This is a genomic window from Oceanimonas pelagia, assembly GCF_030849025.1.
GTDB lineage: Bacteria > Pseudomonadota > Gammaproteobacteria > Enterobacterales > Aeromonadaceae > Oceanimonas > Oceanimonas pelagia.
Map to the genome: position 1 here is coordinate 2085694 of NZ_CP118224.1, position 19418 is coordinate 2105111.

At 62.3% G+C, this 19418-nt stretch carries 15 protein-coding genes; 3 read left to right on the forward strand and 12 right to left on the reverse strand.

Features of this window, described 5'->3' with window-relative positions; translation table 11 throughout:
• Positions 1-5: 5 nt before the first annotated feature.
• From modC to modA, 3 genes are read right to left on the reverse strand one after another with little or no spacing between them, the layout of a single operon-like run.
• Complete coding sequence (gene modC / locus PU634_RS09910; RefSeq protein ID WP_306760636.1) at positions 6-1055, reverse strand: molybdenum ABC transporter ATP-binding protein; 1050 nt, start codon at positions 1053-1055, stop codon at positions 6-8.
• The gene (gene modB, locus PU634_RS09915) at positions 1052-1732 is read right to left on the reverse strand and encodes a molybdate ABC transporter permease subunit (RefSeq protein WP_306760637.1); all 681 of its coding nucleotides are present in this window, start codon (positions 1730-1732) and stop codon (positions 1052-1054) included. The genes modC and modB overlap by 4 nt, the downstream gene beginning before the upstream one ends.
• On the reverse strand, positions 1733-2482 hold the full coding sequence (modA, locus tag PU634_RS09920) for a molybdate ABC transporter substrate-binding protein (protein ID WP_306760638.1): 750 nt from the start codon (positions 2480-2482) through the stop codon (positions 1733-1735).
• 124 nt (positions 2483-2606) lie between these two features.
• Between modA and PU634_RS09925 the strand changes: the two genes are divergently transcribed.
• A complete protein-coding gene (locus tag PU634_RS09925; protein ID WP_306760639.1) occupies positions 2607-3383 on the forward strand; it encodes a TOBE domain-containing protein in 777 nt (258 codons plus the stop codon).
• A gap of 63 nt (positions 3384-3446) precedes the next feature.
• On the opposite strand, the gene acnA is transcribed toward PU634_RS09925, so the two are convergent.
• Positions 3447-6152 (reverse strand): aconitate hydratase AcnA, encoded by a 2706-nt coding sequence (gene acnA, locus PU634_RS09930; protein WP_306760640.1) that lies wholly within the window; start codon positions 6150-6152, stop codon positions 3447-3449.
• A gap of 257 nt (positions 6153-6409) precedes the next feature.
• Between acnA and rimK the strand changes: the two genes are divergently transcribed.
• Together rimK and PU634_RS09940 are read left to right on the forward strand one after the other, a co-directional pair.
• Positions 6410-7312 (forward strand): 30S ribosomal protein S6--L-glutamate ligase, encoded by a 903-nt coding sequence (rimK, locus tag PU634_RS09935; RefSeq protein ID WP_306760641.1) that lies wholly within the window; start codon positions 6410-6412, stop codon positions 7310-7312.
• Positions 7312-8331, forward strand: a complete 1020-nt coding sequence (locus tag PU634_RS09940; RefSeq protein ID WP_306760642.1) for a succinylglutamate desuccinylase/aspartoacylase family protein — start codon at positions 7312-7314, stop codon at positions 8329-8331. The genes rimK and PU634_RS09940 overlap by 1 nt, the downstream gene beginning before the upstream one ends.
• A 700-nt stretch (positions 8332-9031) precedes the next feature.
• Here the strand turns inward: PU634_RS09940 and thrC are convergent.
• The 8 genes from thrC to pnp all read right to left on the reverse strand — a co-directional run bounded on the left by thrC (position 9032) and on the right by pnp (position 19356).
• Positions 9032-10306, reverse strand: a complete 1275-nt coding sequence (gene thrC, locus PU634_RS09945) for a threonine synthase (RefSeq protein WP_306760643.1) — start codon at positions 10304-10306, stop codon at positions 9032-9034.
• Positions 10303-11259, reverse strand: coding sequence for a homoserine kinase (thrB, locus tag PU634_RS09950; protein ID WP_306760644.1), 957 nt, complete (start codon positions 11257-11259; stop codon positions 10303-10305). The genes thrC and thrB overlap by 4 nt, the downstream gene beginning before the upstream one ends.
• Positions 11260-13716 (reverse strand): bifunctional aspartate kinase/homoserine dehydrogenase I, encoded by a 2457-nt coding sequence (thrA, locus tag PU634_RS09955; RefSeq protein WP_306760645.1) that lies wholly within the window; start codon positions 13714-13716, stop codon positions 11260-11262.
• A 219-nt stretch (positions 13717-13935) separates the two neighbouring features.
• Entirely contained in the window at positions 13936-14628 is a 693-nt protein-coding gene (locus tag PU634_RS09960) for a tRNA/rRNA methyltransferase (protein WP_306763683.1), read from the reverse strand.
• A 5-nt stretch (positions 14629-14633) separates the two neighbouring features.
• Positions 14634-15776: a ribosomal protein uL16 3-hydroxylase gene (locus PU634_RS09965; RefSeq protein WP_306760646.1), complete on the reverse strand. Its 1143-nt coding sequence runs from the start codon at positions 15774-15776 to the stop codon at positions 14634-14636.
• Positions 15777-15876: 100 nt separating this feature from the next.
• Positions 15877-16371 carry a GNAT family N-acetyltransferase gene (locus tag PU634_RS09970; RefSeq protein ID WP_306760647.1) on the reverse strand — a complete coding sequence of 165 codons (495 nt, stop codon included), beginning with the start codon at positions 16369-16371 and terminating at the stop codon, positions 15877-15879.
• Positions 16372-16398: 27 nt separating this feature from the next.
• Positions 16399-17034 carry a pyridoxamine 5'-phosphate oxidase gene (gene pdxH, locus PU634_RS09975; RefSeq protein ID WP_306760648.1) on the reverse strand — a complete coding sequence of 212 codons (636 nt, stop codon included), beginning with the start codon at positions 17032-17034 and terminating at the stop codon, positions 16399-16401.
• Between the two features lie 171 nt (positions 17035-17205).
• Positions 17206-19356 (reverse strand): polyribonucleotide nucleotidyltransferase, encoded by a 2151-nt coding sequence (gene pnp, locus PU634_RS09980; protein WP_371319595.1) that lies wholly within the window; start codon positions 19354-19356, stop codon positions 17206-17208.
• Positions 19357-19418 lie beyond the last annotated feature (62 nt).

The window sequence follows — 19418 nt, forward strand, 5'->3', positions numbered from 1 at the left end:
CGAACTCAGTTCACCAGCGCCACCGCCTTGATCAGGGCATAACAGTGCATGCCCTGATGTAATTTCAGCTGGTTCGCCGACCAGGCGGACACCTCGGCCAGCAGTCGCTGGCCGCCATTCAGCTCGCCATCCACCAGCACTCTGCCCTCACCCATGTCATGCAATGCAAGCACCCGCACCGGCAGCTGGTTCAGGATCGATACCCCGCCCACCGGCGCCAGCGCCAGACTCACGTCCGAGGCCTGTATGCGCACCCGGACCCGTTCGCCTCCGGGCCGGCGGGCATGCACCAGCCACAGGGTCTGACCGTGAAACACAAAGGGCGTGCGCCCGTCGGCCAGCCCGGTGCCCAGCTCCCCTTCCAGCATGCTGGCCGCCCCCAGCTCCACAAACAGCGGCGAGTCGGGCCGGGCCATGGCCTGCTGCAAGGTCTCCATGCGGGTGGTTCGGCCCTGCTCCATAAAGATCACCCGGTCCGCCAGCCGCTCCACTTCGTCCGGGGCGTGGGTGACATAAAACACCGCAACTCCGGCCCGCGCTGACAGGCCTTCAATCCAGGGCAATATTTCCCGTTTGGCCCGAGAGTCCAGGGCCGACAGGGGTTCATCGAGCAGCAACAACCGGGGCGCCGTGAGCAAAGCCCGGCCAATGGCCACCCGCTGGCGCTGGCCGCCGGAAAGCGAGGCCGTGCCCTGCTCCAGCAAAGGTTCAAGCCCCAGCCAGCCGACTATTTCATCAAAGTCCGGTCTGCTCTGCCCCTTGGGCAAGCGGCGCCAGCCATAAAGCAGGTTGTTACGCACCGACAGATGAGTGAACAGGCTGGCCTCCTGAAACACATAACCAAAGCGGCGCCGGTGCACCGGCAGCCGGTGCAGGTTTGCGCCGTTCAGCCACAGCTCGCCATCGGCCCGCTCCAGCCCGGCCAGGCAGCGCAGCAGGGTGGTTTTGCCACAGCCGGACGGGCCGAACAACGCGGTCACCCCGCTCGACGGCTGTTCAAAGGCGGCGTCGAGGCAAAACCCTGGGCGTGAGAGCTGAAACCGGGCTTTGATCATGGGTGCACCACCGAGAAGCGGCGGTTAAGGGCATACACCGTCATCAGAATGCTGAACGACAGCACCAGCAGCAACGCCGACAGGGTATGGGCCTGGCCGTATTGCAGCATTTCCACGTGATCGTAAATGGCGATGGAAATCACCTGAGTGGCGCCGGGAATATTGCCGCCGAGCATCAGCACCACGCCGAACTCTCCCAGGGTATGGGCAAAGCCCAGCACGATGGCGGTAAGAAAACCGCGCCGGGCCAGGGGCACCGCCACGGTAAAGAACCGGTTCAGGGGCGAGGCCCCCAGGGTGGCCGCCACTTCCAGCGGACGCCGGCCCATGGCCTCAAAGGCCCCCTGCAGCGGCTGCACCACAAAGGGCAGGGAATAAAACGCCGAGCCGATCACCAGGCCGGTAAAGGTAAAGGCCAGGCTGCCCCCCCCCAGGGTCCGGGACAGACCACCGATAATGCCGTGGGGCCCCAGCGCCAGCAGCAGGTAAAATCCCAGCACCGTGGGCGGCAGCACCAGCGGCAGCGCCACCACCGCCTCGACGGCGGTCTTGATGCGGCTTTGGGTCTGACTCAGCCACCAGGCCAGCGGTGTGCCCAGCACCAGCAGCACCAGCACGGTCACCCCGGCCAGCCGCAGGGTCAGGCCGAGCGCCGCCATGTCCTGAGGCACCAGCATTCAGTTGGCCTGCTCGATGCCGTAGCCGTAAGCCCGGATCACCGCCTGTCCCTCGGCGGAGCGCACATAATCCAGCAGCGCTGTCGTTGCGGGCGTATCGCTCAACTGCACCGCCTGCTGCACGATGGGGGCGTATTGATCGGCAGGCACCTCCCACCAGGAGCCACCGGCGTATTCCCCCTGGCTGAACACCTGAGACTTGGCCACAAAGCCGAGCTCGGCATTGCGGCTGTAGACATACTGATAGGTCTGGCCGATGTTTTCGCCCCGCACCATGCGCTTGCTGAAGTCTTTCCACAGCCCCATGCCGGTCAGCACCTCCTGCGCGGCCCGGCCATAAGGTGCAGTGGCCGGGTTGGCGATGGCCAGAAAACGAAAATCGCCGTGCTTGAGGGCCGTGAGCTCGTCATCAATCAGCTGGTCATCGGGACTCCACAACACCAGGGTGCCCAGGGCATAGGTAAAGCGGCTGCCGGGCACAATGACGCCTTCCTGCTCCAGCAGTGCGGGGCGGATATCGTCGGCGGAAAAGAACACATCAAAGGGCGCGCCGTTTTTGATCTGGGCATAGAGCTTGCCGGTGGAGCCGGAAGAGATCAGCACGCGGTGGCCGGTTTGCTGTGCAAACTGCTCGCCAAGCGTGGTGATGACATCCAGAAAATTGGCGGCCACCGCCACTTTGATCTCATCGGCATGAAGGGGCACGGCGGCCCCCAGCGTACACAACAGCAAAGCGGTACGACCCAACATGACACCTTCCTAACGGTTATATAGTTTCATATACAGCGATTCAATGTATCGCTGTATAATAAAAAATACAACGATATTGACGTATCATGGCAACCCTGCGTTGTCACCGACCATGAGGACCAGAATGGAGCTGGATATATTGCTGAGCCTGCAACAACGGGGGCGCCTGTTTATCTCCCCCAGACGGGTGCGCCTGCTGGAGTGCATTCGCGAGCAGGGCTCCATCAGCCGGGGCGCGCAAGCGGCGGGCATCAGCTACAAGTCGGCCTGGGATGCGGTCAAGGACATGAACGAGCTGGCCGGCCAGCCTCTGGTGACCAGCGAAGCCGGTGGCAAGGGAGGGGGCGGTGCCCGCCTCACCGGTTATGGCGAACGGCTGCTGAAAATCTATGGCCTGCTGGGGCAGATTGAACGCATGGCGGTGGATGCCCTGCAGGACGAAAGCGCGTCCCTCGACAGCCTGCTGGCGGTGGTGTCGCGCTTTGGTCTGCAGACCAGCGCCCGCAACCAGTTTTTTGCCTGTGTGCAGTCGGTGGGTCGCCGGGATCTCCGCCATCAGGTCGGCCTGCGCCTGAACGGCGGAGCGCAGCTGGTTGCGGACATTACCGAGCGCAGCTGCCAGCGGCTGGGGCTGGCGCCGGGCAAGGAAGTGCTGGCGCTGGTCAAGGCCCCCTGGGTGACCATTGAGACTGAACGCAGCGTCCCAACGCCCAACCGCCTGCCCGGCACCGTTGGTGAGGTCATCAGCGGCGAGCAGTTTAATGAAGTGCTGCTCACCCTGGATCAGGGGGGCGAGATCTGCGCCCTGCGCCCGGTCAGCGAGCCGGTGCCCGCCCGCAATGAGCGGGCATTTGCCTGTTTTGGTCCGGAGCAAGTGATACTGGCCACACTGGAAACCTGATTTGCCCGGCCTCAGCCGGGCAAATCAGCAAGCATGGGGCACAGCGCTCCACTCAAGTGGGGCCTACAGCATATTGCGGATTACATAGTGCAGTATGCCGCCGTGACGGTAGTAGGTGAGTTCGTCCTGAGTGTCGATGCGGCACAGAGCCTGAATCTCCCGCTGCTTGCCGTCGACACCGGTAATGGCCACGGTCAGCGTACAACCGGGCTCAAGCTGGCTCAGGCCACGGATCGACAGCTGCTCCTCACCGGTCAGCCCCAGGTGTTCAATGCTGTCGTCGCCGGTGAACTCCAGCGGTAGCACCCCCATGCCAATCAGGTTGGAGCGGTGAATGCGCTCATAGGAGCGAGCCAGCACGGCACGCACGCCCAGCAACCGGGTGCCCTTGGCGGCCCAGTCCCGGCTTGAGCCGGTGCCGTACTCCTTGCCGGCCACCACCACCAGGGGCACGCCTTCGTCCTGATAGCGCATGGCGGCGTCATAGATGGACAGCTGCTCGCCACTGGGATAATGACGGGTTTCTCCCCCTTCCACGCCGTCCAGCATCAGGTTGCGAATGCGAATATTGGCGAAGGTACCGCGCATCATTACCTCGTGGTTGCCCCGGCGGGAGCCATAGGAGTTGAAGTCGGCCCGTTTGATGCCCAGTGACTGCAGGTATTTGCCCGCCGGGCTGTCGGCCTTGATGCTGCCCGCCGGCGAGATGTGATCCGTGGTGACCGAGTCGCCCAGCAGCGCCAGCACCCGGGCCGACTCAATGTCGGCCACCGGCGCGGGCTTCGCCGCCATGTCGCTGAAAAAGGGCGGATGGCGAATGTAGGAAGAGTCGTCCTGCCAGTCAAAGGTGGCGCTGCCGGTCACCTCAATGGCGCGCCAGCGTTCGTCGCCGTCAAACACCTCGGCGTATTCCTTGCTGAACATGTCGGTTTTCACCCGGGCCACCGCCTCGGCCACCTGCTGCTGTGACGGCCAGATGTCCTTGAGATACACCGGTTTGCCGTTTTTATCGGTGCCCAGCGGATCCTTGGTGAGATCCACCTTCATGTTACCGGCCAGGGCATAGGCTACCACCAGCGGCGGCGACGCCAGCCAGTTGGTTTTAACCAGCGGGTGAATACGGCCTTCAAAGTTGCGGTTGCCCGACAGCACCGAGGCCACGGTGACATCGTCCTTGCGAATGGCCGCTTCAATGGGCTCGGGCAACGGCCCCGAGTTGCCGATGCAGGTGGTGCAGCCATAGCCCACCAGGTGAAAGCCCAGTTGCTCCAGGGCCGGCATCAGGCCGGCCGCCTTGAGGTAGTCGGTGACCACCCGGGAGCCCGGCGCCAGCGAGCTTTTCACCCAGGGGGCCCGGGCCAGGCCCTTGTCCACCGCAGCCCTGGCCATCAGCCCGGCGGCCATCAGTACGCTGGGGTTGGAGGTGTTGGTGCAGGAGGTGATGGCGGCAATCACCACGGCGCCATCGTGCAGGTGATGAGTGGCGCCATCCAGGTGAAAGGGCGTACCCTGCTGCACCTTTTCGCAACCCACCGCGGTCTGGCCGCCCTCGCCTTCCAGCCGGCTTTCGGCCCGGGGGCTGACCGACTGTTCCTGCGCCAGCGTAAAAGCCTGGGGTACCCGGCCCAGCTCCACCCGGTCCTGCGGGCGCCTGGGGCCGGCCAGGCAGGCTTCCACCTCCCCCATGTCGAGTTCAAGCGTGTCGGTAAACACCGGCTCGTCGCCGGGGTGGCGCCACAGCCCCTGAGCCTTGCTGTAGGCTTCCACCAGCGCAATGTGCTGCTCGGCTCGACCGGTCAGGCGCAGGTAGCGCAGGGTTTCTTCATCCACCGGGAAAAAGCCGCAGGTGGCGCCGTATTCCGGGGCCATGTTGGCAATGGTGGCCCGGTCGGCCAGCGGCAGGCTGGCCAGGCCGTCGCCATAGAATTCCACAAACTTGCCCACCACGCCCTTGTTGCGCAGCATTTCGGTAACGGTCAGCACCAGATCGGTGGCGGTCATGCCCTCACGCAGAGCACCGGTGAGCTTGAAGCCCACCACCTCGGGAATGCGCATGGACACCGGCTGCCCCAGCATGGCGGCTTCTGCTTCAATGCCGCCCACGCCCCAACCCAGCACCCCAAGGGCGTTGATCATGGTGGTGTGGGAGTCGGTGCCCACCAGGGTGTCCGGGCAGGCCAGCAGGCCATGCTCTGTGCGTTGCTGCCACACCGTCTGGCCCAGGTATTCCAGGTTGACCTGATGACAGATGCCGGTGCCGGGCGGAACCACACGAAAATTGTCAAAGGTCTGCTGACCCCAGCGCAGAAAGGCATAGCGCTCGCCATTGCGGGCCATTTCCAGATCCACGTTGGCGGTAAAGGCGCCTGCACTCGCAAACTCATCCACCATCACCGAGTGATCGATCACCAGATCCACCGCCGACTGCGGGTTGACCTTTTCCACCTCGCCGCCCAGGCGCTTGACCGCCTCGCGCATGGCGGCCAGATCCACCACCGCCGGCACCCCGGTAAAGTCCTGCATCAGCACCCGCACCGGACGAAAGGCAATTTCCCGATCGCTATGCCCCTGCTGCAGCCAGTCCTGCATGGCACGAAGATCACCGGAAGCCGCACCGTGGCGCAGCAGGTTTTCGGTGAGTACCCTGAGGGACTTGGGCAGCCGCGCCAGCGCGGTGTTACCCGTGGCCTGCTCGAGGGAATAATAATGATAGGACTGCTCGCCCAGTGTGAGTTGGCGTATGACACCCTTGCTCGCTTCGGAAGACATGGCTCCTCCTGGTTGATTGCCCGGCGCACGGCCGGAAGCTGATTGTTTGGGATATCAACAAATTAGGTCTACAGTATGATGCATGGTTGCAGTGCAGGCAAAACCACCGCCGCAGGAGGGACTGCCATGACCCGCCGGCACAAAATTTTTATGCCTCAGCCGCGTTTTTTCTCGCTGGCGCCGGCGGCCGCAATCGCGTAGATAGTGGGCCGCATTCCGCCTTCGGGCACTCAAAGTCAAAGAGAACCGTTCCATTCATGAAAATTGCCATTCTTTCCCGCAACCCGTCCCTGTATTCCACTCGCCGGCTGCAGGCCGCCGCCGAAGCCCGGGGCCACGAGGTCAGCATCATAGATGCGCTGCGTTGTTACATGAACATCAACGACAACAAGCCCTCCATTCACTATAAAGGCCAGGATCTGGAACACTTTGACGCCATCATTCCCCGTATTGGTGCCTCTGTGACCTTTTACGGCACCGCCGTGCTCCGCCAGTTTGAAATGATGGGCTGCTACACCCTTAACCATTCCGCCGCCATCAGCCGCTCAAGAGACAAGCTGCGCTCGCTGCAGGTGCTGTCGGGCCATGGCGTGGGCATGCCGATCACCGGCTTTGCCAACAAGCCCGATGATGTGCCCGATCTCATTCGCATGGTGGGCGGCGCACCTTTGGTGATTAAACTGCTGGAAGGCACTCAAGGGATTGGCGTGGTGCTGGCGGAAACCCGCAAGGCGGCAGAGAGCGTGCTGGAAGCCTTTATGGGACTCAAGGCCAACATCATGGTGCAGGAATTTATCGAGGAAGCCGGCGGTGCCGACATTCGCTGCTTCGTGCTGGGCGACAAGGTCATTGCCGCCATGAAACGCCAGGCCCAGGAAGGCGAGTTTCGCTCCAACCTGCACCGGGGTGGCGAAGCCCGCCTGGTGCGCATTACCCCCGAAGAGCGCAAGACCGCCATCGCCTCGGCGAAAGCCATGGGCCTGCAGGTGGCCGGGGTGGATCTGCTGCGCTCAAAGCGTGGCCCCCTGGTGATGGAGGTCAACTCGTCACCCGGGCTGGAGGGCATTGAAAGTGCCACCGGCAAGGACGTGGCGGACATGATTATTGAACACATTGAGAAGCAGGCCCATCGTAAAACCCGCAGCCGGGAGCGTGGCTGATGAGCCCGACCTTTGAACTCGCCGGCCAGCATGTGGCGCCGGGCCGGCGCCAGATCATGCAGCTGGCCCTGGCCCAGCTCTATACCCAGTCGCCGCTGACGGTGCCGGTGGAAGTGGTGCACGGCAAGCAACCCGGGCCGGTGTTGCTGCTGTGTGCCGCCATTCACGGCGATGAGCTCAACGGCATTGAGGTGGTCAACCAGGTGCTAGCCAGGGTCAACCCGGCCCGGCTCAGAGGCACCCTGGTGGCGGTGCCCGTGGTCAACGTGTTCGGCTTTATTCACAAATCCCGTTACCTGCCCGACCGGCGCGATCTCAACCGCTGCTTTCCCGGCTCGGAAAAAGGATCTCTGGGGGCCCGGGTCGCCCATTTTTTTGTGGATGAGATCGTCAGCAAATGCAGTCATATCATTGATCTGCACACCGGCGCCATTCACAGGTCCAACCTGCCTCAGATCCGGGCCCAGCTCGACTGCCCGGTTACCCGGCAAATGGCGGAAAGCTTTGGCGCCCCCATTATTCTGGATGCCAGCATTCGTGACGGCTCGCTGCGGGCGGTGGCTGAGGCCCGGGGCGTGCCGGTGATCCTGTATGAAGCCGGCGAGGCGCTGCGCTTTGACGCCCTGCCGATCAAGGCCGGGGTGCGCGGCGTGCTCAGGGTGATGCGCAGCCTGGGCATGCTCAAGAGCACCACCGCCAAACCGGTGGCCACACCCATCATTGCCCGCAGCAGCACCTGGATACGGGCCGAGCACGACGGCCTGCTGCACCTGGATGTGCGACTGGGAGATCGCATTCGCAAGGGGGATTGTCTGGGCACCATCAGCGCCCCCCTGGGAGCCGAGCAATGCAAGGTCATTGCCCCGCGCAGCGGCATTGTGATCGGCAGCCTGACCATGCCCCTGGTGAACGAGGGAGACGCCGTCTGCCATATTGCCCTGTTTGACGAAATCAAGCAGGCGGAGCTGACGGTGGAGCGCTTTGTGGACGAGCTGGATGTTCAGCCGCCGGCCATGTAATGCCAATGATACAGCCGGCAGAGCCTGTGCTTTTCTGGAGCCAAATACCGGATCAAACCCGGTATGACGGTGTGTTAAAAGCGCTATAGAAAAGGGGCAGCCACTGGCTGCCCCTTTTGGTGTCGACGGCTCGTTCCTGAACCTGATTGCTCCCTGCAATCCCTGACCTGACCCACTCCGGGCCTTCCCCTTTCCCGTTCCGTCGGGCTCGTCCCTGTCTCTTCCGTGAATGGCTGCGTTCCTGCTGCCAACCGCTTCGTCCTGAAGGTATCCTTCGGTCTTCCCGACCCTTTCCCCTTGGTCATCCACGACCGGGTCCCTTGCCGTTCCTGGCTGCCGGCTTTCCTGCCCGCACTGTCTTCCTGTCCCTGTTCCGGCGTCACTGCCGGGTATCCTGTCGGCCTTCCTGCTTCTTGCCTGTCCTGGCAACTCAGCCTGCCTTGCTGTTGGAATTAACTATACCCTTTCCGCTGCCCGGAACAATGCAGCCGGAACACCGGCCGAACCGCTCACGCTTTGAACAATAAAATAAATCCCTTTACACTCAATAAGTTGTTAAGTCACCAATCCAAAAGCCATATATCAAAAGCGCCTTTTCCGTGCGTACCTTGAGAGATCGCTTACAAAGAGCAGGGGGAATGGGGAATGGCAAAAAAATGCCGGGACAAGCCCGGCATGGTCATATGGCAAGAAATTCGCCTCAGCCCATCATTTTCGCCTTGAGCACGGCGAAGTCGGCGGGAATGGTCTCGGACAGGGATTCCATGGCGCCGTGTTTGGCCAGCGGGCCCGGCAGTTCAATGTCCTGCTCGAGAATGCGGTCCACACTTTCCTTGAACTTGGCCGGATGGGCGGTACACAGGAAGATGCCCACTTCGTCCTTGCCGCGCTCCTTGTTGAGCAGATCCCAGGCGATGGCGCCGTGGGGCTCGCACAGGTAGCCCTTGGCAAACAGCCGCTTGAGGGCATCCTGGGTCTGCTCGTCGTTGAGGGCGCCGGAGGCTATATCGGAAAGACTCCAGCCCTTGACCCGGCACAGCTCTTCCACTCGCGGCCAGTTGTTGGGGCGGCTCACGTCCATAGCGTTGGACAGGGTGGCCACGGTGGCGTGCGGGTCCCAGTTGCCGCTTTCCAGGTAACGCGGCACGGTATCGTTGGCGTTAGTGGCGGCCACAAAGCGCTTCACCGGCAGGCCGATGGCCTTGGCGATGAGGCCCGCGGTCAGGTTGCCGAAGTTGCCGGAGGGCACGGAAATCACCGCCTTGCTACGCTGCTCGGCGGGCAGCTCGGCCACGGCTTCAAAGTAGTAGCACACCTGGGCCAGCAGCCGGCTGATGTTGATGGAGTTAGCGGAGTTCAGACCCACTGCGGCCTTCAGCTCTTCATCGTCAAAGGCGTTCTTGACTAGGGCCTGACAGGCATCGAAGTCGTCCTGAACCGCAAAGGTGCGAATGTTGCCCCCAAGAGTGGTGAACAGCTTTTCCTGCAGCGGGCTGATTTTGCCCTCGGGATACAGGATCACCACTTCGATATTGGGCAGACCGTAGAAGGCGTGAGCCACGGCGGCACCGGTGTCACCGGAGGTGGCGGTGAGAATGGTGATCTTGCCTTCACTGCTCAGGGTGGCCAGGCACTGGGCCATGAAGCGGCCGCCAAAGTCCTTGAACGCCAGGGTCGGGCCGTGGAACAGCTCCAGGGCGTAGGTGTGCTCGTCCACCTTCACCAGCGGCGCCGGAAAGGTAAAGGCGTGCTCCACCATGGCGGTGAGGGTGTCCTTGGGAATTTCGTCACCGATCAGGTGCTGCAGAATGGCCACGGAGCGAGGCACCAGCGGCAGCTCCAGCAGGGCGTCCACGTTGGCAAGCGGGCTCAGGTTTTCCGGAAAAAACAGGCCCTGGCCACGGCCCAGGCCCTGCTTGACGGCGCCGGCAAAATTGATGGTCTCTGCGTTATCCTTGATGTTGTACAACTTCATAGCTTGGTTCCTGTGACTCGCGCGCCTTCGGCATCGAGTTTGCAAATATGGCAAAAGCCATCCTGATTCTGAATAAAGTGGTCGGCCAGCCAGGCCTTGAGCTTTTCTGCCTGATGCAGGTCTTTCATCACCGTAAACACGGTGGGACCGCTGCCGGAAATACCGGTGGCCAGGGCGCCCATGGCGGCGGCATGCTCGCGCACTTCCTTGAAGCCGGGGATCAGCTGGGCGCGATAGGGCTCGGCGATCACGTCCTTGAGCATGGCGGCGGCCACCCTTTCCTGACCGGTGTGGCTGGCATGCACAAAGCCCGCCAGCCGGCGGCCGTATTCCAGGCAGTCCTGACGGCGGTACTGGGCCGGCAGAATTTCCCGGGCGGCGGAAGTGGACACGGCAATGCCCGGGTAGCATACCACCCAGTACCATTCATCAAAGGACGGCAGGGTCTGGCTGACCACACCGGCTTCATCCAGCACCAGCTGCATGCCACCGAGATGACAGGGCGCCACGTTGTCGTAATGCACCGAGCCGGAGATCTGGCCTTCCAGCTCGCCCATCAGCAGCATCAGCTCATGCTCGCTCATGGCGTTGTCGTAAAAGGCGTTCAGGGCCACGAAGGCGGCTACTATGCTGGTGGCGCTGGAGCCCAGCCCCGAGCCCACCGGCAGGTTCTTTTCCAGGGTCATGGTCAGCGGTTTGCGCGCCAGCCCCTTTTTGTCGAGCGCCTTTTCATAGGCCAGCCAGCAGTCGTAAACGATGTTCTGGGTATGGTCGGCCGGCAGCTTGTGGGCATAGGGGCCGGCGTTGGTCAGGCTGAACTCACCGCTGGCGTCTTCTACCAGCACCCGGTCTCCCAGCAGGGAGCCATCGAGGGGGGCCAGCGCGGCCCCCAGCACATCAAACCCAACACTGACGTTGGCGGTAGAGGCCGGCGCATAGGCTACAACACTCATTTAAATCTCCTGCTTCCAGTTATGGGTGCGCAACAGGTCGGCAAACACACCGGCGGCGGTCACATCGGCACCGGCGCCGTAGCCGCGCAGCACCAGCGGAATGGGCTGGTAATACTGGGTGTAAAACGCCAGGGCGTTTTCGCCGTCCTTGACCTTGAACAGGGGATCATCCCCGTCAACGGCCCGAATGGCAACCTTGCACTGGCCATTTTCGATGGCACCCACATAACGCAGCACCCGGCCCTCGCCCGCCTCGGCGGCCTTCTGGGCAAACCAGGCGTCCGCTTCCGGCAGCCGGGCCATAAAGGACTCGATGTCGCCGCCGGCGTCAAAGCCCGGCGGCAGCGCCTGCTCCACCTCGATGTCGTCGAGATTCAGCTCCATGCCCGCCTCCCGTGCCAGGATCAGCAGCTTGCGGGCCACGTCCATGCCGTTCAGGTCGTCCCGCGGATCCGGCTCGGTAAAGCCGTTTTCCCGGGCGATGCGGGTGGCCTCGGCAAAACTCATGCCTTCGTCCAGCTTGCCGAAGATATAGGACAGGGAGCCGGACAGAATGCCGCCAAAGGCCCTGAGCTTGTCGCCGGCACGAATGAGGTTCTGCAGGTTCTCGATCACCGGCAGGCCGGCGCCCACGTTGGTTTCATACAGGAACTTTCGACGGGTGGAGCGGGCCGAGCGGCGCAGCTCGCGGTAATAATCCAGGCTGGCGGTGTTGGCCTTTTTGTTGGGGGTGACCACGTGAAAGCCGGCGGCAAGAAAGTCGGCGTACTGATCGGCAATCTGCTCGCTGGTGGTGCAGTCCACCAGTACCGGGTTGATCAGGTGGCTGTCTTCCACCAGCCGGGTGACCCGCTCCAGGCTGAAGCTTTCCTGGGCCTGGGCCAGCCTGTCACGCCAGTCGTTCAGGTTGATGCCGTTCTTGTCCAGCAGCATCTGCCGGGAATTGGCGATACCCACCACCCGAATGCCGATATCCTGGGCTTCCAGCACCGGTTGCTGGCGGCGGATCTGCTCAAGCAGGGCGCCGCCCACACCGCCACAGCCCACCAGGAACACGTCGATGAACTGGCGGCTGGAGAAGAAGTTCTGGTGACAGGCCTTGATCGCCTCGGTCACCTTTTCCTTGCGGATCACCGCCGAGATGGAGCGCTCGCTGGAGCCCTGGGCGATGGCCACGATATTGATGGAGGCTTCGGCCAGGGAGTTGAAGAAGCGGGCAGACACCCCCCGGGCGGTGCGCATGCGATCCCCCACCAGGGAGATAATGGCCAGATCGTCCAGCACATCCAGCGGCTCCAGCAGGTTGTTCTTGAACTCCAGGGCAAACTCGCTGGCGATGGCCTTCTGTACCTTTTGCTTGTCGTAGGTGTGGATACAGAAGCTGACGCTGTATTCCGACGAGCTTTGAGTGATCAGCACTATGCTGGCACCGGCGCGGGAGATGCAGGAGAACAGCCGGCCGGCCATGCCCACCATGCCCTTCATGCCGGGGCCGGAGATGTTGATCATGGTCATGCCGGCCAGATCGGAAATGCCCTTCACCTGCAGATCGTCGTCGCTGCACTCGGGGCCGATGAGCGAGCCTTCCCCTTGAGGGTTACCGGTGTTCTTGATCAGACAGGGAATATGGAACTGGGCGATGGGGGCGATGGTTTTGGGGTGCAGTACCTTGGCACCGAAATAAGACAGCTCCATGGCTTCCTTGTAGGACAGCTGGCGCAGCAGCTTGGCGTCGGGCACCAGGCGCGGATCACAGTTGTACACGCCATCCACGTCGGTCCAGATCTCGCAGCACTCGGCGCCCACGCAGGCGGCCAGCACGGCGGCGGAGTAGTCGGAGCCATTGCGGCCGAGAATAACGGTTTCACCCTTTTCGTTGCCGGCGGTAAAGCCGGGCATCAGGTAGACGCAGTCGTCACGCAGGCCCTTGTCGGCAAAGCGCTGACGAGACACCTCGATATTGACCTGGGCTTCCAGCACACTGCCCTCGCCCAGCAGCATTTCCTGGGGTGAAATCACTTCCACCTGCTCGTCCCGGGCGCGCAGCAGCTCGGACATGACGGCGATGGACAGCGCCTCGCCCCGGCTGAGAATGCGGGCCTGTATGTTGTCGGGGCACTGCTGCAGCAGGCTGACGCCCTGCAACAACCGGGTCAGCTGGTTCAGCTCCCGCTCAACGGTCACCTTGAGGGTGGCATCATCCAGAACGGCATATTTGCCCTTGAGTCCGTCGATAATGCCGTGAAAGATCTGCTCGATCTCTTTCAGCACCGGCGCCGCTTCCAGGCCGCGAATGGTCTGCTCCACCACGGCCACCAGGTGATTGGTGACCCGCGCCGGGGCCGACAGCACCAGTGCCACCTGGGACTGGCGCTGATTGTTGACCACGATGTCGGCCACGGTATCGAACCGCTCGGCGTTGGCCAGCGATGTACCGCCAAATTTCAGGACTCGCATTCATTACTCCCTGTGTAAAACAAAAAAAGCCCGTATCTGGTTGGGACACGGGCTTTTCGATTCAAATTCTGTTTGTCGTCAGCGCATCAGCCCGCCCCGGTGCCACCCATGGTGGTGCCGGTAATAATAATGGTGGTGGTGCGGGTGAACAGCAGCATGACGTACAACCTGTAACAACGAATGGCATAGCAATAACCCGGGGCCGGTGGCTTGTCAACTTCACTCCCGGGTTTTGAGGGCCCGCTCAAGGTCCTTGCAGAGCAGGTGCAGCAGGTTCAGATCCCGCTGTTCCAGCACAGGAAGACGGTCTTTAACCCACTCTGCCAGTTTTTCCTGCTGCGAAACCCCGATTGAATCCAGCAATTGCTCTGTTTTTTGCTGTAACACGCGAAGCTGGGCATTTTCCTGCCGAACGTCGGTTTTTTGTTCGTTTTCCGGCGCCAGCCCCTGGCTGAATTCCCAGGCATAGAGCATGATGGCCTGCCCCAGATTGAGGGACGGATAGCTCACCTTGAGCGGCAGATAGCTGATGATATCGGCCTGGGCCAGGTGCTCGTTGCTCAGTCCCGACTCCTCGCAGCCAAACAGCACCGCCACCTTTTGCACCGCCTTGTTGTTGATCTGGGCCACGGCCTCCCGGGGCGTCAGGTAATACTGGTATCGGCCGCGCCGGCGGGCGGTGGTAGCGATCACCAGATCCATATCGGCCAGGCCTTCGGCCAGGGTGGGAAAATACTCGGCCTGCTCCAGCAGCTCCTGGGCACCGTGAGCCACCCACTGGGCCTGCTCCTGCTGGTGCACCCGGCTGTTGACAAGGCGCATGCGTTCAAAGCCCATGGTTTTCATGGCGCGGGCGGCGGCGCCGACGTTTTCCGGACGGGCCGGTGACTCCAGTACGAAATACAGCTCCACCGCCATTACTCGTCTTCCTCAAAATACCAGTAGCCCTGATTCACCAGCGGCAGCAGGCAGTCGAGCAGGTTGCGCGGCGCTTGCAGACAGGCCACTTCCGGGCCGCAGATACGGTTTTGATCACACAGCAGGGCGATGGCGTCGGCATCGGCTTCTGCCAGCTGGTAGCGATCACCGTCCAGGTAAAACACGTCTGCGCTGCCTTCATGGTAGAAGCAGCGCACGCCGCCCAGGCGGTAGAGGTGGTCGCCATGATCCAGCCGCAATACCAGCTCTTCCAGGCTGTAGACGGGCTCGGCGGCTTCCAGATCCAGGTCGTGCTTGGCTTCGGAGATCATTTCGCCAAACCAGTCGTTGAGGCGGGCATCGTCGTCAAGCAGCTCGCGCATCAGTGTCTTGACCTGCGCCATTACGGTGGCGTCGAGGCGACCATGGGCGCTGGCGGCGCTCATGCCGGCATCGTCAAAACGACGGCTGGTTTCCACGTGAGCCAGCAGGTAATCGGCAAAACTGGAGAACAGATCCCGGGCGTCGGGAGCGCGAAAGCCGATGGAATAGTTCAGCGCCGGGGTTTCGGCATAACCCTCGTGGGGGCAGCCGGGAGGAATGTAAATCATGTCGCCGGGCTGCAATACCTCGTCGATCACCGCCTCGAACTCGTCGCAGTGGCGCAGGGCGCCATGAGCGGCGAATTCGCGCAGGCGCTGCTGCTCCCCGACCCGCCAGCGACGGCTGCCGGCACCCTGAATGATAAAGACACCGTACTGATCGATATGAGGGCCCACGCCGCCACCGGGAGTGGAAAAGCTCACCATGACGTCGTCAAAACGCCAGCCGGGAATAAAGCGGAACAGCTCGGCCAGATCCTGCACTCCGGGGTGCCACTGGTTGACCGCCTGCACCAGCAGGGTCCAGTCGCTTTCCCCCAGGTGATCGTAAGACTCGAACGGCCCGGTTTCCGCCTGCCAGCGGTCCTGCTCGCGCCACACCCGACGGGATTCGATATGGGCCTCCAGCGCCAGACCGGCCAGCTCGTCGGGGCTTAAGGGGTCTTCAAAGTCCGGCAGGGCGGCCTTGAACAGGCGCGGCCGACGCTGCCAGTCGTGGGCCAGAAAATGGTCGATATCCAGTTTAAGAGGGCTGTGCATGAAAAACTCGCAACGGGGGCAATAATGCTTCAAGAATAGCGGCTTATTATGCCCGCGGTGCGGGCATAATCATAGGTATAAGCTGTCTCACACCTTTCGCTCAGAGCGAGTCAAAGGCCGGGTGGTAGGTCACCAGGCCGGCGGGCACCGGTTGCTTCATCGCCAGTGCCATAAAGGCATCGCCGGCATCGGGATAGGGGCAGGTCAGCCCCAGCTCACGGGCCGGGCGAAAACCAAAGCGCCGGTAATAGGCCGGGTTGCCCAGCACCACTATGCCGGCCCAGTCAAAGTCGCTGGCGGCCTGAATGGCCTCGCGGATCATTTCCGTGCCCACGCCCTGATTCTGGCAGTCGGGCCACACGCTCACCGGTGCCAGTCCCAGCCAGCCGATGTCAGCGCCATTGATCAGCACCGGGCTCATGGCCAGATGGCCGATGATGGCGCCTTCATACTCCGCCACCTGACTGACACTGATGGCGCCCTGCTCCCGCAGGGCCAGCACCAGATCCGCCTCGTCGGGGCGGTTAAAGGCGGCGTACACCACCTCATCGATGTCGTCGCCGTCACCGGGACGCTCGGTTCTGCAAATCAGCATGCTGGCCTCCCGGCTCGCGTTGACAACTCAGGGCGCCAGACGGGAAATGGCCCAGCCGTCATTCTCACGCTGGTAGAGAAAACGATCGTGCAACCGGTTGGCGCCGCCCTGCCAGAACTCCACCGCGTCGAACCTCACCCGGAATCCGCCCCAGAAGCTGGGTAAGGGCACTTCGCCGCTGGCGAACTTCTGCTTCATTTCCAGAAACTTGGCTTCAAGCATCCCCCGCGCCGAGATGCGCGAGGACTGTTTTGATACCCAGGCGCCGATCTGGCTGTCCTTGGGGCGGCTGGCAAAATACTTCATCACCTCGGTGGCAGCGAGCTTTTCCACTCGGCCGGTCACATGCACCTGGCGCTCCAGCGGGTGCCAGGGAAACAACAGGCTGATGCGGGGGTTGTGATTCAGGTGTGCGGCCTTGCGGCTGCCCATGTTGGTGTAAAACACAAAACCGCGCTCGTCCACCTGCTTGAGCAGCACAATGCGCTGAAAAGGCTGCCCCTGCTCGTCCACCGTGGCCACCACCATGGCAGTGGGATCCGGCAGCCCGGCGGCAATGGCCTGCTGCATCCAGGTTTCAAACAAGGCCAGGGGGGTATCGGGCAGGTCGTTGCGGCGCAGGCCGCCCTGCAGGTATTCCCGTCGGTAATCCGCCAGCTCCATGTGTGTTGTTTCCGTCGGCTGAAAGTGGCTTCATTGTGCAAAGCCGGCCGGGGCTTGGCAAGTGTTGTTGCCAGGACGTGGGACGCAGAGACGTGAAATGTAAGGAGTGAGGAGAGAAGTGAATAAAAAAAGCCGGAGAAAATTCTCCGGCTTTGGCGTTAACCGAGTGGCTTATTCGGCGCTGTCGGTCTTGGTTTCTTCGGCAACAGCGGCCTCGGCGGCGGGCGCTTCGGCTTCTTCCGGCTTGTTGGCTTCCTTGATGGACAGGCGGATGCGGCCCTGACGGTCCACTTCCAGCACCTTGACCTTGACGGTATCACCCACTTTCAGGTGATCGGACACATTTTTCACCCGCTCTTCGGTGATCTGGGAGATGTGCACCAGACCGTCCTTGCCGGGCAGAATGTTGACGAAGGCGCCGAAGTCGGCCAGACGCACCACCTGACCTTCGTAGATGGTGCCGCTTTCCACTTCCGCGGTCAGCTGCTCGATACGGCGAATGGCGGCCTTGGCGGCTTCACCGTCGACGGCCGCGATTTTCACGGTGCCGTCGTCATCCAGCTCGATGGTGGTACCGGTTTCTTCGGTCAGGGCGCGAATGGTGGCGCCGCCCTTGCCGATCACGTCACGGATCTTCTCGGGGTTGATCTTGATGGTGTGAATGCGCGGGGCAAAGTCGGAAATATCGGCACGGGGCGCCCGCAGGGCCTCGTCCATCACCTTCAGAATGTGCAGGCGGGCGTTGCGGGCCTGCTTCAGGGCCACTTCCATGATTTCCCTGGTGATGCCTTCGATCTTGATGTCCATCTGCAGGGCGGTCACGCCTTCGCTGGTACCGGCCACCTTGAAGTCCATGTCGCCCAGGTGATCTTCGTCACCCAGAATGTCGGACAGCACCACAAAGCCTTCTTCTTCCTTTACCAGTCCCATGGCAATGCCGGCCACGGACGCCTTGATGGGCACACCGGCGTCCATCAGCGCCAGCGAGGTGCCACACACGGAAGCCATGGAAGAAGAGCCGTTGGATTCGGTGATCTCGGATACCACCCGCACGGTATAGGGGAACTCTTCCTGGCTCGGCATCACCGCGGCCACACCCCGCTTGGCCAGGCGGCCGTGACCGATTTCCCGGCGCTTGGGGCTGCCGACCATGCCGGTCTCACCCACGCAGTAAGGCGGGAAGTTGTAGTGCAGCATAAAGCGGTTGGCACGCTCGCCGGTGAGTTCGTCGATGAGCTGAGCGTCACGCTCGGTGCCCAGGGTCGCGGCCACCAGCGCCTGGGTCTCACCGCGGGTAAACAGGGCGGAGCCGTGGGCACGGGGCAGCAGACCGGTGGCCACGTTCAGGGCACGGATCATGTCGGGCTCGCGACCGTCGATACGCGGCTCACCACGGACCACACGGCCACGGACGATGGTTTTTTCCAGCTTGCCCAGCAGTTCCTGAATTTCCTTGATTTCCGCTTCCGGCATCTGCTCGAGAATGGCAGCCTGCACCCGGGCCTTGATGTCGGCAATGGCGTCACGACGGGCGGTCTTGTCGGTGATGCGATAGGCTTCACCCAGCTCGGCAGAGGCCAGCTCGGCCACCTTGGCCTTGAGGGCTTCGTTTTCCGCCTTGGGCTGCCAGTCCCAGGGCTGGGTGCCCACTTCGGCGGCAAATTCATTAATGGCGGTAATGGCGGCCTGCATCTGCTCGTGACCGTACATCACGGCACCCAGCATGACCTCTTCGGGCAGCACGGAGGCTTCGGATTCCACCATCAGCACGGCGCCGGCGGTACCGGCCACCACCAGGTCCAGCTGGCTGTCTTTCAGCTCGCTGATGCTGGGGTTGAGCACATATTCACCGTTCATGTAACCCACACGGGCGGCGCCGATGGGGCCGGCAAAGGGAATGCCGGAAATGGCCAGGGCGGCGGAGGTGCCCAGCATGGAGATGATGTCCGGGGCGATTTCCGGGTTGGCGGACATCACGGTGGCAATGACCTGAACTTCGTTTTTGAATCCTTCGGGAAACAGCGGACGAATGGGGCGGTCAATCAGACGCGCGGTCAGTGTTTCACCTTCGGTGGGGCGGCCTTCACGCTTGAAGAAGCTGCCGGGAATACGACCGGCAGCGTAGGTACGCTCCTGGTAGTTGACGGTCAGCGGAAAGAAGTCGCGGCTTTCATCGGCTTCGCGCCGGCCGACCACGGTCACCAGCACGGAGGTGTCGTCGATGCTGGCCATCACGGCGGCGGTGGCCTGGCGGGCGATCACGCCGGTTTCAAGGGTGACGGTATGCTGACCGTACTGGAAGGTCTTTACGATAGGATTCACGTGGTAGATTCCTTTAACTGTTTGATTCTTTAATACGCCGGCACAGTATACTTGATTCCTGT

Bases quoted from the DNA above. Each gene is read 5' to 3' on its own strand.
- modA (WP_306760638.1), bottom strand. From the start codon at position 2,482: ATGTTGGGTCGTACCGCTTTGCTGTTGTGTACGCTGGGGGCCGCCGTG.
- PU634_RS09925 (WP_306760639.1), top strand. From the start codon at position 2,607: ATGGAGCTGGATATATTGCTGAGCCTGCAACAACGGGGGCGCCTGTTT.
- rimK (WP_306760641.1), top strand. From the start codon at position 6,410: ATGAAAATTGCCATTCTTTCCCGCAACCCGTCCCTGTATTCCACTCGC.
- PU634_RS09970 (WP_306760647.1), bottom strand. From the start codon at position 16,371: ATGCTGATTTGCAGAACCGAGCGTCCCGGTGACGGCGACGACATCGAT.
- modC (WP_306760636.1), bottom strand. From the start codon at position 1,055: ATGATCAAAGCCCGGTTTCAGCTCTCACGCCCAGGGTTTTGCCTCGAC.
- thrC (WP_306760643.1), bottom strand. From the start codon at position 10,306: ATGAAGTTGTACAACATCAAGGATAACGCAGAGACCATCAATTTTGCC.
- pdxH (WP_306760648.1), bottom strand. From the start codon at position 17,034: ATGGAGCTGGCGGATTACCGACGGGAATACCTGCAGGGCGGCCTGCGC.
- PU634_RS09940 (WP_306760642.1), top strand. From the start codon at position 7,312: ATGAGCCCGACCTTTGAACTCGCCGGCCAGCATGTGGCGCCGGGCCGG.
- modB (WP_306760637.1), bottom strand. From the start codon at position 1,732: ATGCTGGTGCCTCAGGACATGGCGGCGCTCGGCCTGACCCTGCGGCTG.
- acnA (WP_306760640.1), bottom strand. From the start codon at position 6,152: ATGTCTTCCGAAGCGAGCAAGGGTGTCATACGCCAACTCACACTGGGC.
- PU634_RS09965 (WP_306760646.1), bottom strand. From the start codon at position 15,776: ATGCACAGCCCTCTTAAACTGGATATCGACCATTTTCTGGCCCACGAC.
- thrB (WP_306760644.1), bottom strand. From the start codon at position 11,259: ATGAGTGTTGTAGCCTATGCGCCGGCCTCTACCGCCAACGTCAGTGTT.
- thrA (WP_306760645.1), bottom strand. From the start codon at position 13,716: ATGCGAGTCCTGAAATTTGGCGGTACATCGCTGGCCAACGCCGAGCGG.